The sequence below is a fragment of the Streptomyces monticola genome, assembly GCF_042665355.1.
Lineage (GTDB): Bacteria > Actinomycetota > Actinomycetes > Streptomycetales > Streptomycetaceae > Streptomyces > Streptomyces monticola.
In genome coordinates this window covers 54,059-67,894 of record NZ_JBHTCF010000023.1, presented here as the reverse complement: position 1 = coordinate 67,894, position 13,836 = coordinate 54,059, and the positions used below count along the sequence as shown (strand labels likewise).

11 protein-coding genes are annotated in these 13,836 nt (G+C 69.8%); 7 read left to right on the top strand and 4 right to left on the bottom strand.

The window, feature by feature from the left end; genetic code table 11:
* The first annotated feature begins 45 nt into the window (after nt 1–45).
* The 4 genes from ACFQVC_RS36260 (at nt 46) to ACFQVC_RS36245 (ending at nt 5,000) form a co-directional block, all read left to right on the top strand.
* On the top strand, nt 46–1,197 hold the full coding sequence (locus ACFQVC_RS36260; RefSeq protein ID WP_381838772.1) for an ROK family protein: 1,152 nt from the start codon (nt 46–48) through the stop codon (nt 1,195–1,197).
* A gap of 332 nt (nt 1,198–1,529) precedes the next feature.
* Nucleotides 1,530–2,399: an ABC transporter permease gene (locus ACFQVC_RS36255; protein WP_381838862.1), complete on the top strand. Its 870-nt coding sequence runs from the start codon at nt 1,530–1,532 to the stop codon at nt 2,397–2,399.
* The gene (locus ACFQVC_RS36250) at nt 2,396–3,316 is read left to right on the top strand and encodes a carbohydrate ABC transporter permease (protein ID WP_381838770.1); all 921 of its coding nucleotides are present in this window, start codon (nt 2,396–2,398) and stop codon (nt 3,314–3,316) included. The genes ACFQVC_RS36255 and ACFQVC_RS36250 overlap by 4 nt, the downstream gene beginning before the upstream one ends.
* A 34-nt stretch (nt 3,317–3,350) precedes the next feature.
* A complete protein-coding gene (locus ACFQVC_RS36245) occupies nt 3,351–5,000 on the top strand; it encodes an extracellular solute-binding protein (protein ID WP_381838768.1) in 1,650 nt (549 codons plus the stop codon).
* 20 nt (nt 5,001–5,020) lie between these two features.
* Here the strand turns inward: ACFQVC_RS36245 and ACFQVC_RS36240 are convergent, their stop codons facing one another.
* Together ACFQVC_RS36240 and ACFQVC_RS36235 are read right to left on the bottom strand one after the other, a co-directional pair.
* Nucleotides 5,021–6,448 (bottom strand): amino acid permease, encoded by a 1,428-nt coding sequence (locus ACFQVC_RS36240; protein WP_381838766.1) that lies wholly within the window; start codon nt 6,446–6,448, stop codon nt 5,021–5,023.
* A 110-nt stretch (nt 6,449–6,558) separates the two neighbouring features.
* Nucleotides 6,559–7,020: a universal stress protein gene (locus tag ACFQVC_RS36235; RefSeq protein WP_381838764.1), complete on the bottom strand. Its 462-nt coding sequence runs from the start codon at nt 7,018–7,020 to the stop codon at nt 6,559–6,561.
* A 90-nt stretch (nt 7,021–7,110) separates the two neighbouring features.
* Here ACFQVC_RS36235 and lysX point away from each other — a divergent pair, with 90 nt between their 5' ends.
* Complete coding sequence (lysX, locus tag ACFQVC_RS36230) at nt 7,111–10,458, top strand: bifunctional lysylphosphatidylglycerol synthetase/lysine--tRNA ligase LysX (RefSeq protein WP_381838762.1); 3,348 nt, start codon at nt 7,111–7,113, stop codon at nt 10,456–10,458.
* A 161-nt stretch (nt 10,459–10,619) separates the two neighbouring features.
* Nucleotides 10,620–11,462: a polysaccharide deacetylase family protein gene (locus tag ACFQVC_RS36225; RefSeq protein ID WP_381838760.1), complete on the top strand. Its 843-nt coding sequence runs from the start codon at nt 10,620–10,622 to the stop codon at nt 11,460–11,462.
* Nucleotides 11,463–11,565: 103 nt separating this feature from the next.
* Here the strand turns inward: ACFQVC_RS36225 and ACFQVC_RS36220 are convergent, their stop codons facing one another.
* Nucleotides 11,566–12,228 (bottom strand): class F sortase, encoded by a 663-nt coding sequence (locus ACFQVC_RS36220; protein ID WP_381838758.1) that lies wholly within the window; start codon nt 12,226–12,228, stop codon nt 11,566–11,568.
* A gap of 334 nt (nt 12,229–12,562) precedes the next feature.
* Between ACFQVC_RS36220 and ACFQVC_RS36215 the strand changes: the two genes are divergently transcribed.
* Nucleotides 12,563–13,039 (top strand): hypothetical protein, encoded by a 477-nt coding sequence (locus tag ACFQVC_RS36215; RefSeq protein ID WP_381838756.1) that lies wholly within the window; start codon nt 12,563–12,565, stop codon nt 13,037–13,039.
* A gap of 113 nt (nt 13,040–13,152) precedes the next feature.
* Here the strand turns inward: ACFQVC_RS36215 and ACFQVC_RS36210 are convergent, their stop codons facing one another.
* A complete protein-coding gene (locus ACFQVC_RS36210) occupies nt 13,153–13,710 on the bottom strand; it encodes a hypothetical protein (protein ID WP_381838755.1) in 558 nt (185 codons plus the stop codon).
* Between the last annotated feature and the right edge of the window lie 126 nt (nt 13,711–13,836).

Below are 13,836 nucleotides of genomic sequence, written 5' to 3'. Positions count from 1 at the left end.
CGGCCGGGATCGGGGCCGGGGCGGCCGCCGCGAGCGGGGCCGCGGATGAGCGGCGCCAAGGGCGGGGCCAAGGGCGGCGCCAAAAGCGGTGACCCCTCGCTCCTGCGCAGGCTGAACGCCGCCGCCGCGCTCAAGGCCCTGCGCACCAGGCCCGAGGTGACCGTGCCGGAACTGGCCGCCCTGATCGGTGTCTCCAAGCCCACCGCGCAGGACCTGACGGCCCAACTCCTGCGCGAGGGACGCCTGGTGGAGCTCGCCCCCGAGGGCGGCGGCGTGGGCAGGCCCGCACGCAGGTTCCGCTTCCGCGCCGAGGCCGGGCATGTGCTCGGTGTGGACATCGGCGCCCACAAGATCCTGGTCACCGCCGTCGATCTGCTCGGCCGCACCGTGGCGGGCGCACGGCTCGCCGTCAGCCCCGGCCTGCCGGCCGCCGAGCGGCTCGCCGCCGTGCGCAGGGCGATGGCGGACTGCCTCGCCATGCCCGGTGCGGCCGGGGTGTGCCCGCTGGCCACCGGCGTCGGCACCACCGGGCTCGTCGACCCCGCGGGCCGGGTCACCAAGAGCACCGCGCTGCCCGGCTGGACCGGCCTCGAACTGCGCGCCGCACTCGCCGAGTTCGCGCCCGGCCAGGTGGTCGTCGGCAATGACATCCAGCTGGCCACGCTCGCCGAGTGCACCGGGGGAGTGGCCGTCTCCCTCAAGGACTGCGTCTACCTCTACGTCGGCAACCGGCCCGGCATCGGCCTGTGGCTGCACGGCCGGCTGCACCGCGGCCACCACGGCACCGCCGGTGAGCTGCTGCCCTTCGACGCCTGGGCCGGCGCCTACCAGCGGCTTCTCGACTGGTCGGCGGGCCACCGCGGCGTCGAGGCGCCCACGCGCGAGTCGGCCGTGCGCGATGTGGTCGTGGCGGCGGCGGACGGCGACGGCGGCGCCCGCTATGTGCTGCGCGCCTTCGCCGAGGCCCTGGCCGAGTGCGCGCTGCCGCAGGTGGCCGCGCTCGACCCGGAGGCGGTGGTCGTCGGCGGTGGCGTCTCGCGCGCGGGCGCCCTGCTCAGTGAGCCGCTCGCCCGGCGCCTTGCCGAACTCTGCCCGAGCCCGCCCGTGGTACGGACCTCCACACTCGGCGAGGAATCCACCGCAATCGGGGCAGCGCTGCTCGCACTGGAACACATCGAGCGGGACACAACGGCATAGCGGACCGCAAAGGTGGCACCGGGCTCCCCGGCACCAACGGCCCCGGAATCACGGGGGGTTGACGGGTCCCGCCACCGACCGCATGATGTGGCCACTTATTTCGGCAAGTTGGTTTCCGAATGTGGTGCGCGGACCGCTCCGCGCAGCCCGCCATGAGGAGCCGCCCTGCCGCGTCCGCCGTGCCGTGAGGCCAGGGAGCGCGTGTGACCACCCCTGCAACAGAGCGTCGGCCCCAGGCCGCGTCACCGCCCGTGTCCAAGAAACCGGAACGAGAACCGCGACCACCTCGCCGGCGCCATCCGCTGCGCCGCCGCCTGCGCGACAACTGGGTGATGTTCGCCCTGATGGCGCCCGGCCTGGTCTTCTTCGTGCTGTTCTTCTACGTCCCGATGCTCGGCAATATCGTTGCCTTCCAGGACTACCAGCCCTTCATCGGCTTCAAGGACAGCCCCCTGACCGGGCTCGCCAACTTCCAGGAGCTCTTCGCCGACCCGGCGTTCTGGGAGTCGGTCCGCAACACCCTGGCCTTCGCCGCGCTGCAGCTGGTCTTCTTCTTCCCCGCGCCGCTCGCCCTCGCCCTGCTGCTCAACTCCCTTGTCTCCAGCAGGATCAAGCGCTTCATCCAGAGCGTCGTCTATCTGCCGCACTTCATCTCCTGGGTCCTGGTCGTCGCCCTCTTCCAGCAGGTGCTCGGCGGCGCGGGCCTGCTCAGCAACTTCCTGCGCGACCACGGGCTCTCGCCCCTGGACGTGATGAACGACCCCTCCACCTTCCCGCTTCTGATCACCGCCCAGGTGATCTGGAAGGACATCGGCTGGGGCATGATCATTTACCTGGCGGCGCTCGCCAACGTCGACCAGAGCCTGTACGAGTCGGCGGCCGTGGACGGCGCGGGCCGCTGGCGCCGGATGTGGCATGTCACGCTGCCCGCTCTGCGCGGCGTCACGGTGATGCTGCTCGTGCTGCGCCTCGGCGACGTACTGTCCGTCGGCTTCGAGCAGTTCCTGCTGCAGCGCGACGCGGTCGGCGCCCGCGCCGCCGAAGTCCTCGACACCTACGTCTACTACCACGGCGTCGTCTACGGCGACTGGGGCATCGGCGCCGCCGCAGGCCTGGTCAAGGGCGTCGTCGGGGCCCTGATGATCTGGGGTGCCAACCGGCTCGCGCATGCCTTCGGAGAGCAAGGGGTGTACACCAAGTGACCTTTTCCCTGGCCCTGTTGAAGCCCAGGCCCGAGGACGCACGGCCGGCCTGGGAGGAACAGCCGTCGTGGCTCGGCAAGGCCTCGAAGGCGGTGGTGCTCACACTGATCGTCATCGCGATGACCCTGCCGTTCCTGACGGTCCTGTCCACCAGCCTCGCATCGCGCAAGGAGATCACCGAGGCCGGCGGGTTCGTGCTCTTCCCGACGGATCCCACCTTCGAGGCGTACACGACGATCCTGTCCGGCGGCCTGGTCACCCGCGCCGTCCTCGTCAGCGTCGGCATCACCGTGACGGGCACGGCGCTCTCCCTGCTCACCACGATCGGCCTGGCCTACGCACTGAGCAAACGCGGAGTGCCGGGCAGCAAGCCCATCCTCCTGATGGTCCTGTTCACACTGCTCTTCGCGCCCGGCATGATCCCGATGTACGTCCTGGTCAAGGAGCTCGGGCTGCTCGACTCCTACTGGGCGCTGATCCTGCCGGGCCTGATCAGCGCGTTCAATCTCGTCGTCCTGCGGGCGTTCTTCATGAACATCCCCGAAGAGCTGTACCAGGCGGCCCGGATCGACGGCGCGGGCGACTGGCGCGTCCTCACCCGCATCGTGATGCCGCTGTCCAAGGGCGTCATCGCGGTCGTCGGCCTGTTCTACGCGGTGACGTACTGGAACGCCTTCTTCAACGCGATGCTCTACCTCAACGACTCCGGCAAGTGGCCGATCCAGGTCGTCCTGCGCAGCTATGTCGTGCAGGGCAAGCAGATCACCGGCGATCAGCTCGGCCTCGCCCATATGCCGCCCCAGCAGTCCATCTCCATGGCGGTCGTGATGCTCGCCCTCATCCCGATCCTGCTGCTCTTCCCGTTCCTGCAGAAGTACTTCACCAAGGGCGTGCTCACCGGCGCCATCAAGGGCTGACCCCGAACCCTCCCCCCCTACTGCGGAGATCCCCATGACCACCGGTATGTCCCGACGCAGGTTCCTGGGCCTGAGCACCGCCGTGGCGGCGGGCGCCGCCGCCACGTCTCTCACCGGCTGCGGCTCCTCCGCCGCGGGTAAGGGCGAGGCCGCGTCGGCCAAGGTGAAGCTGCCCTCGTATGCGCCCTTCACCAAGGTCAAGCCCGACCTCGCGGCGAACGCCAAGGGCCTGTCGGCGGGCTTCCTCTCGTACCCCGAAGAGCTGGTCCGCAGTGTCACCAGGACACCGGGCGACGGCTCCAAGGTCACGATGCTCACCGAGATCTGGGTGCAGCCGCCGCTCTCCAAGGGCTCCAACGACCACTGGCGGCAGGTCGACAAGGCCCTCGGCGTGGAACTCACCGCGATCCTCGGCACCGACCCCGGCTACGAGGAGAAGTTCCCCGCCATCGTGGCCGCGGGCGATCTGCCCGACCTGATGTGGATACCGCCGAACCAGGGCCTGCAGCACATCGCCCAGCTGCTCGAGGGCAAGATGGCCGACCTCACGGAGTATGTCTCCGGGGACGCCGTCAAGGACTATCCGAACCTCGCCAACATGACGCCCGCGCACTGGAAGACGGCCGTCGTCAACGGCCGTATCTGGGGCGCCCCGAGCCCCTACCCGGCCCTCGGCCAGGTCTACGGCGGCAACCCCGAGATCTGGCAGAAGGCCGACGGATTCTCCGCGCGCAGCACCGAGGAGTTCCTCGACAAGTGCAAGGAGGTCACCGGCGGCAATGTCTGGGCCCTCGAACCCATCTACGTCAACGCCGTCAGCGTCCTGAGCCAGTGCTTCGGCGGCCCCAACAAGTGGGCCCGCGCCAAGGACGGTTCAGTCTCGTACCACATGGAGTCCGAGGAGTTCCTGGAGGCCCTGAACTTCGTCGTCAAGCTCAAGAAGGCGGGCGTCTTCTACCCCGGCGACCCCAAGATGGCCGACGCCTACGTCAAGATGGCGCAGGGCAGGATCGGCGCCTGCGTGTACGCCAACCCGGCCGGCGCCCGCAAGGACACCCGCATCAACGACCCGGCCCTCGGCGCCGAGATCCTCATCCCCTTCGACGCCGACGGACACAAGGCCAACGCCCACCTGCACGCCTTCGGCACCATCGGCTACACGGCGATCAAGAAGGGCAGCGAGAAGCGGGTACGGATGCTCCTCGACGTGCTCAACTACCTGGCGGCGCCGTTCGGCACCAAGGAGCGCGAGTTCCTTGAATTCGGCACGGAGGGCACGGACTTCACGTACGACAAGGACGGCTTCCCGCAGCGCACCAAGCAGGGCAAGCAGCAGGTCGAGGGCCTCTACAGCGGCCTGACCACGGCCACCACGGCGCCGTTCGTACTGCAGCCCGCGAGCTTCCCCGGCGACGAGGGCGTCCAGGACGTGCGCGACATCTACGCCGTCGAGAAGAAGCTGCTCGCCACGGCCGTCCCGAACGCCACGATCGGGCACTACTCGGACGCGTACACCGAGCGCTTCGGCCGGATGCAGACGGAGTCCAACGACCTCGTCAACGACATCGTCGCGGGCCGCCGCAAGATCAGCGAGTGGAAGCCGTTCTGGCAGGAGTGGGGCCCCAAGGGACTCGACCGGATGAAGGAGGAATTCCGGAAGTCCCTCGAGGCCGCGGGGGAGTGACGGGACGGGGCGCGCGGTGATCAGGGAGCGTCGGCGGCCTCGTCGGGGCGGTTCATCTTCGACGCCCGGTACGAGTACGCGAAGTAGACGACGAGCCCGACCGCGAACCACACCGCGAACCGCGCCCACGTCTGCCACTGCAGGAACGTGATCAGCCAGAGCGAGAACACCACACCGATCGCGGGCACGAACGGCATACCGGGGCAGCGGAAGGAGCGCGGCAGCTCGGGCTGCCGGTAACGCAGCACGATCACCGCGATACACACCACCACGAACGCCAGCAGGATCCCGATATTGGTCAGTTCGGCCGCCTCGCCGATCGGCAGGAACCCGGCGATGGCGGCCGAAGCGACCCCCACGATCCAGGTGACCCGGGTCGGCACATGACGGGTCGGGTGCGTCTTGGCGAACCACTGCGGCAGCAGTCCGTCACGGCTCATCGAGAACCACACACGCGTGACGCCCAGCATGAACGTGAACATCACCGTGAGGATGCCGATGATCGCGCCGATGGCGATCACATCGGCGAGACCGCCGAGCCCCACCGACTTGAAGGCCGTGGAGAAGCCGCTCTCCTTGTCGACCTCCTTGTAGTTCTGCATGCCCGTCAGAACCAGGCAGGCCAGGACGTACAGCACCATCGAGATGGCCAGCGAGTACAGGATCGCCTTCGGCATATGGCGCTGGGCGTCCTTGGACTCCTCGGCGGCCGTCGACATCGCGTCGTACCCGAAGACCGCGAAGAAGACCGTGGCCGCACCGGTGAACGCCCCGCCCACGCCGTACGGGAAGAACGGGTTGTAGTTGGCGGTGTCGATATGGAAGACGCCCACGGCGATCACGAGCAGCACGACCAGGACCTTCAGGACCACCACGACGGTCTCGAAGCGCGCCGCGTTCTTGATCCCGAGGGTCAGCAGATACGCGATGAACAGACACAGGACGGCCGCGAACAGATCGACCTTGTGCCCGGCGCCCGTGCCCGGCGCCCCCATCATCCAGGCCGGCAGCTCGGCGCCCAGCTCCTCGACCAGGAAGCCGAAGTAGCCGGAGATACCGATCGCGACCACCGCCACGATCGCCGTGTACTCCAGGAGCAGATCCCAGCCGATGAACCAGCCCGCGAGCTCACCGAGCACGGCATAGCCATAGGTGTACGCGGAGCCCGCCTTCGGGATCATGCCCGCGAACTCGGCGTACGAGAACGCGGCGGCGGCGCTGGCGACGCCGGCGATCAGGAAGGAGAGCAGCACCGCGGGGCCCGCGGTGCCGTTGGCGACGGCACCGGCGAGGCTGAAGATGCCCGCCCCGATGATGCCGCCGACGCCGATGGCGGTGAGCTGCCACAAGCCGAGCGATTTGCTCAGCTGAGAGGCTGCGCCGCCCTCTTCGATCTGTTCGATGGGCTTGCGGCGCAGAACGCCCTGTCCCATGCGGAGCCCGGCCATGAGCCTCACCTCGTCGCGGACGGCAGTGGCTGACGGCGGATCATGATGGCCGAGATGGGCCTGTGACGGAAGACGGCACACGTGTCCGCGGCAGAGAGTTGCCCGGACGGCTAGGGAACCACCGTCACGGGCCAGCGGCCCGCCTTCACGAGGCGTACCGCCACGGAGCCGATCAGACGGTGGCCCGCCTGCTCCGAAGCGCCGACCACCACGGCGTCCGCGGTGAGCTCGTTCGCGGCCTCGACCAGGCCGTTGTAGGGGTCGCCGCGGAAGGTGTGGAACTCCCAGCGCACGTCGTATATGTCCTTCACCCGCTCGGCCGCATCGCGGATCTCGGTGATGAGGGACTCGGCGATCTCGTCGGTGGCCTCCGCGACCGGTGCGCCGAGCGCCGCGCCCGCCGTGATCACCGGCTGTACGTAGACGACCGCGAGCAGCGCCCGCTGGCGCCGGGCGAGCCCGGCGGCATAGGCCGCGGCCCGCAGCGACGAGTCGGAGCCGTCGATGCCCACGACGATCACTTTGGGGCCGTCGGTACCCCGCTCGAACTGGTGGGACTTGTCTTCCGTCACAGCCGTGAGGCTAGCGGAGCAAGGGCTGCGGGTAACCCACCGGGCCCCGCTCGACGGGCGGGGCGGCTGTCTCGTTCTTAGAGTCGGACCATGAGTGCCAGCGTGGAGGAATCCGGCCGTCCGATAGCCGACGCGGCCACCGGCCCGTCACGGGAAGTGACCCCAGGACCCCGTGACCCCGGCTGGCTCGGCAGGGTCCCCGAGGTGTTCGGGACCTTCTTCGCACTGCTCGGCGTCTACTGCGCGGCCATCGCGATCATCGCCCCGCTACGCCGGCTGCTCCTGCCGGTCACCCGCGGGCTCGACCACGCCACCGTGCCGGTCAGCGGCAACCTCGCGTACGCCGTGTTCCTGTTCCTCCTGGCCGCGGCCTGTGCGTCCCGCAAGACCATCGCCTGGCGGCTCGTCGTCGCCTATCTGTCGATCCTGCTGATCTGGGACGGCGTCATGATCGCCCAGGGGGACTGGGCGGCCGCCCTGCCCTCCGCGATCGTCTGCGGTATCGCCCTCGTGGTGTTCGTCCTGGCCCACAGAGAGTTCTACGCGTCCACCCGGCGCGGCGCGTTCCTGCGGGCCCTCGGGGTGCTCGCCGCCGGACTCGGCACCTCCATCCTGGTCGGCTGGGGCCTGGTCACGCTGTTTCCCGGCACCCTCGTCACCGGGCAGCGGCTGTTGTGGGCTGCCAACCGGGTGCTCGGCGGCCTTGTCTCCAGCCGGCAGTTCGACGGGTTCCCGCCCCGGTTCCTGCACTTCCTGCTCGGCCTGTTCGGTGCGCTCGCCCTGATCCACGCCGCGCTCACCCTGTTCCGCTCGCAGCGCATGGAAGCCTCCCTGCACGGCGACGAGGAGCCCCGCATCAGGGCGCTGCTCGGGGCGTACGGCGAACAGGACTCGCTCGGCTACTTCGCCACCCGGCGCGACAAGGCCGTCGTCTTCTCGCCCAGCGGCAAGGCCGCCGTCACCTATCGCGTCGAGGCCGGCGTCTGCCTGGCCAGCGGCGACCCCGTGGGGGACATGGGTGCCTGGGACCAGGCCATCGAGAAGTGGCTGGAAGCCGCCAAGCGGTACGCCTGGGCGCCGGCCGTGATGGGCGCCTCCGAAGAGGGCGCGAAGGCCTTCGCGCGGCACGGACTCGGCGCCCTGCAGCTCGGCGACGAGGCGATCCTGCACGTCCAGAAGTTCGACCTGGACGGCCGCGACATGCGGGTCACACGCCAGGCCGTGAACCGGGTCAAGCGCACCGGCGCGACCTGCCGGGTGCGCCGGCACTCCACCCTCTCCGACGCGGAGATGGAGGAGATCATCGACAGGGCCGACGCCTGGCGTGACACCGAGACCGAGCGCGGCTTCTCCATGGCCCTCGACCGGCTCGGCGACCCGCAGGACGGCGACTGTCTGCTCGTCGAGTGCCATGACGCCGACGGCAAGCTCCTGGCCCTGCTCTCCTTCGTGCCGTGGGGCAAGGACGGCATCTCGCTCGACCTGATGCGCCGCGACCGCAGTGCTCCCAACGGCGTCATGGAGTTCATGGTCGCCGAACTGTGCGCCGTTGTCGGCAAGTTGGGGGTACGCCGGATCTCCCTGAACTTCGCGGTGTTCCGCTCCGTCTTCGAAGAGGGCGGCCGCATCGGCGCGGGCCCCATCCTGCGCCTGTGGCGCAAGCTGCTGCTGTTCTTCTCCAAGTGGTGGCAGTTGGAGGCCCTCTACCGCTCCAACGCCAAGTACGACCCCGAGTGGTACCCGCGCTTCATCTGCTACGGCGACGCGGGCTCCCTCGCCAGGATCTCCCTGGCCTCCGGTATCGCCGAGGGCTTTGTGTCCGTGCCCAGCATGCGCAAGCTGTGGGGCAACGGGCACCAGGCCCGGTTCGTGCAGCCCTCGACCACCGCGGGCCTGCCGTCCATCGACGAACTCGGCCTGGGCGCCCAGGAGTCCGCCGCCGACAAGGACCCCACCGCCGGCCTGCCCGAGCAGGTCCGGATCCGCCACCGCAAGCTGCAGCGGCTGCAGGACCAGGGCATCGACCCCTACCCCGTGGGCATCGCCCAGCGCACCCACAGCCTCGCCGAGATCCGCCATGCGCACGCCACCCTGCCGCCCGGTTCCCGCACCGGTCAGACGGTCACCGTCGCGGGCCGTGTGATGCTCGTCCGCGACCTCGGCGGCGTCGTCTTCGCCGTCCTGCGCGACTGGTCGGGCGATCTGCAGCTCGCCTTCACCCGTGAGCACGCCGCGGCCCTCGACGGCTTCACCGCCGCCACCGACATCGGCGACCACATCACCGCGAACGGCGAGATCGGCACCTCCGACAAGGGCGAGCTGTCGGTCTTCGTCACCGACTGGCAGCTCACCGGCAAGTGCCTGCGCCCGCTGCCCGACAAGCGCCGCGGACTGTCCGACCCCGAGGCCAAGGTGCGCCGCCGCTATGTCGACCTGGTCGCCAACCCCGACGCCCGCGACGTCGTACGCCACCGCTCGACGGCCGTACAGGCGCTGCGCCAGGGCCTGTTGGAGCGCGGCTATCTCGAGGTCGAGACGCCGATGCTGCAGCAGATCCACGGCGGCGCCAACGCCCGCCCCTTCACCACCCACATCAACGCCTACGACCTCGACCTCTATCTGCGCATCGCCCCCGAGCTGTATCTGAAGCGCCTGTGCGTGGGCGGCCTGGAGAAGGTCTTCGAGATGGGCCGCACGTTCCGCAACGAGGGCGTCTCCTACAAGCACAACCCCGAGTTCACGATGCTGGAGGCCTACCAGGCCTTCGCGGACTACGACGTGATGCTCAACCTCACCCGCGAGCTCATCCAGGGCGCCGCGACCGCCGCGTTCGGCCGGGCGGTGGCCCACAAGCCGGACGAGAGCGGGAAGCTGGTCGAGCACGACATCTCCGGGAAGTGGCCCGTCAAGACGGTCTACGGCGCGATCTCCGAGGCCCTCGGCGAAGAGATCACCGCCGACACCGAACTGCCCGAGCTGCACCGCCACTGCGACCGCGCCGAGGTGCCGTACACCGTGGAGAACGGCCGCGGCGACGTCGTCCTCGAAATGTACGAGCGACTGGTGGAGGAGAAGACCAAGCTCCCCACGTTCTACAAGGACTTCCCGACCGATGTCTCCCCGCTGACCCGCCAGCACCGCACCGACCCGCGGCTCGCCGAACGCTGGGACCTGGTCGCCTTCGGCACCGAACTGGGCACGGCCTACTCGGAGTTGACCGACCCGGTCGAGCAACGGCGGCGCCTGACCGCGCAGTCACTGCTCGCCGCGGGCGGCGACCCGGAGGCCATGGAGCTGGACGAGGACTTCCTCGACGCCCTCGAATACGCGATGCCGCCCACCGGCGGCCTCGGCATCGGCGTCGACCGGCTCGTCATGTTCCTCACCGGCCTGACCATCCGCGAGACGCTGCCGTTCCCGCTGGTGCGCCGCCGCTGAAAGCCACCGCCCGGCACGCCTGAACCCTCGTGCCCGGTACACCTGAACCCTCTACCCCGGTACGGGAGATCGCGCATCCCGAGCCGGTCCCATCAGGTGCTTTCCTGCCCTGCCCCGTGTTGATGTGAGGCGCCGGGGCACGGCCGTGCGACGCATTAGTCATGAAAAAGGAAGAATTGCCGGGGCGTCGTGTACTCCTGCGCGGCGCCGCCCTGTTCGCCCTGACGGCCACCGCGGGCTGCGTCGGCACCGACCGGTCCGGAGCACCCGCCCGCCCCTCCTCCTCACCCGGCCCTGCCGCGGGCGCGCAGGCCGCCCGCCCGCAGAAGCCCTCCACGTACCGCCTGCAGCCCATGACGGGCTCCGGACCGCAGCGCTCGGCGGCCGGCCGAACCCCCGTGCGCAGCAAGCCGATTCTGCGGATGGGCGGCCGCTCCCGTGCCATGGTCCTGACCTTCGACGACGGCCCCGACCCGAACTACACCCCCGACATCCTGCGCACCCTGCGCAAGCACGATGTGCGCGCGATGTTCTTCGTGTGCGGCGAGATGGCCGATGCCCACCCCGATCTGCTGCGGCGGATGGCCGACGACGGGCACACCATCGGCAACCACACCTGGACGCACCCGCAGCTGACCCGGCTTCGCAGACCGTCCATCCGCGACGAGATCGAGCGCACCAGCGATGTGGTCGAGGACGCCGTGGGGGAGCCGCCGTTGTGGTTCCGCGCGCCCTACGGGGCCTGGAACCGGGCGGCCTTCCAGATCGGCGCCGAACTCGGCATGGAGCCGCTCGCGTGGACCGTGGACACCCTGGACTGGCGCGAGCCCGGCACCGGCACCATCGTCAGACGCGTCCTGAGCGGCGCCGGACCGGGCGTCGTGATCCTCTCCCACGACGCGGGCGGCAACCGCTCCCAGAGCGTGCAGGCCCTGCGGACGTATCTGCCACGGCTGTTGGACGAGGGCTACCGGATCGGGGTGCCGAGCCGTATGGGTGTTTAGGAGCCCCAGGAGCCAGGGGTTACGAAGCGCCGGGCGGGCCGATCGATTCGGCCCGCCCGGCGCTTTCCGCGTGGTGACGGAACACGGTGTCGACGGCCCCGGGTCACACCGTCTTCACCATACGGGCGAACGCCACGACATTTCCGTCGTAGCCGTTCTCCTTGGTGAATCCGCCGCCGCAGGTGATGACCCGCAGTTCCGGTTTTCCGTTGGAGCTGTACACCTTGTTGCCGGGGAAGTTGTTCTTGTCGACCACTTCGATGCCGTAGATCTCGAATACGGCCGTGCGGCCGTCCTTGCGCTTGACCTCGACGCGGTTTCCCTTTTTGAGGGAGCCGAGCCCGTAGAAGACCGCGGGACCCGCGTTGTTGTCGACATGGCCCACCACGACGGCCGTGCCCTTCTCGCCGGGTGAGACCGCGCCGGTGAACCAGCCCGCCAGATTGGGGTCCTCGGCGGGCGGCGCGTCCACCCAGCCCTCCGCGTCCAGGCCCACGGGCTGGATGGGGGCGTCCACCTGGATCGCCGGGATCTTGACGCGGTCCGCGAGCGAGAACGGCAGCGGCGCCGGGCCGGTGTCCCGGGTCTGTCCGTGCACACGACTGTCGGCCGCCGCCGCCGAAGCCGGCTGCGGGGGTCCTACGGCGAATTCGCCGGAGCCATTCCGTATCAGGGCGAGGCCGGTGAGCAGAACAAGCGCTATCACTCCCCACGGGGCGCGCTTCTTCTGCGGCTCCTCCTCTTCGGCGGACTGGGACGAAGGCATTCTCTATCCCCTCTCAACGCGACTGTCCTGCCGCGTCCGTTGCGCATGCAAGAACGCTAAGTGCCCGGCGGGAAAGGGGCGACAGAGCGAGGGCGAACGGGTGGCGCGAGGGCACCCGGTGCGCCATCCGAGTTGCTCGCCGCAGGTATTTTCTGACGGTCCGTGACCTGCGGGTACTCCGCTTTGCGGGATGCCGCCCCGGCGTGTCGCTCACCAGGACGGACCAGCCCCGAAATGCGGGTCCGCACACGGCGCCTGAGGGTCTGTCTGGGAGGCGCTCTCGCCAATACTGCCCGGGGACGGTTCCCCGGGGCGCGCTCCCGCGGAGGTCCTCATGCGTACATCTCGTACCCTCGCGGTCACAGTCGCCGCCGGTGCGTTCATCGGGCTCGCAGCGCCCACGGCGAGCGCCTGGGACGGGAATTCCATCACCGTCTCGCCGAGCACCACGCACCGCGGCGGGTCCGTCTCGGTCATGGTCAACGCCCACGAGTGCCGGACCAACGGCCACGTCTCGTCGTCGGCCTTCCCGAACACCCCGCTGAACTGGAACGGCGGCGTCGCCACCGCCAACGTCACCATCGGCAACAACGCGCACATCGGCGCCCACGACGTGACGGCCACCTGCGGCACCAGCGTGACCAAGAGCCAGGCGCTCACCGTCTACGGCGGTGCGCACGGCGGTGAGGGCGGCAGCGTCAAGTCCGGTGCCACGTCCACCGACATGGCCATCGGCGGCTCCCTCGTGGCCGCCGCGGTCATCGGCGGCGGTGTGTTCTGGCTGCGCCGCCGGGGCGAGTCCAGGGCGTGACGGAGCGCCTCGGACGGACCTCGCGGTCCTGACGCACAGTGCTTCGCCCCGGGATCGGTGCGGATCCCGGGGCGAAGCACTGTGTTCCGCACGGTGGTTGGGCGGCCGCCGGATCAGGCGTCGTCCCCGGCCGGGCGGCGCCGGGCCCAGTAGTACGCGGAGCCGAGCGCGCCCGCGATCAGCGCGGCGCCCAGGGCGATCTCCCCGAAGTCCAGATCGCTCAGGCTGCCGCCGATACCGGCCTTCACGCCCCGGTGATGCGTACCTCCGGTGTGCGTGCCGCCGGTGCTCATCCCGCCCGTGCTGCTGCCGCCGGTGCTGCCGCCGCCGGTCGCGATGGTGAGGTCCGTGGTGCCCTTCTCGCCGCCGCAGTCGAAGGTGACGGTGTACATCGCGCCGGGCTTGGCGTCCCAGTCGACGGTGGCCGTGGCCGTCTGGCCCTTGGGGATCTTGACCATGTCGAAGACGCCCGATGTGGCGGTGGCCTCCGAGTCGCAGTCGTCCACCTTGAGCGTGACCTGACCGCCCGCGGCGATCGTCGAGGGCGTGACGCTGAAGCCGAACGACGTGATGTCGCCCTCCGCGGTCACGGCCGCCTGTGCGGTGGGAGCGGCCAGGGTCAGGGCGCTGGCGGTGACGAGGGCCGTGGCGGCGAGGGATATCGCGCGCATGAGCAATCCTCCGGGTCCCCGAGGAGCAGGCGCGGACCTGTTCCGCTTCAACCGGTAATGCACCTCGATGCCCGAAACGCTAGGGAACCGCTCCGGTGGCCGCGATCGCTGTCGGGCGAATGGGGC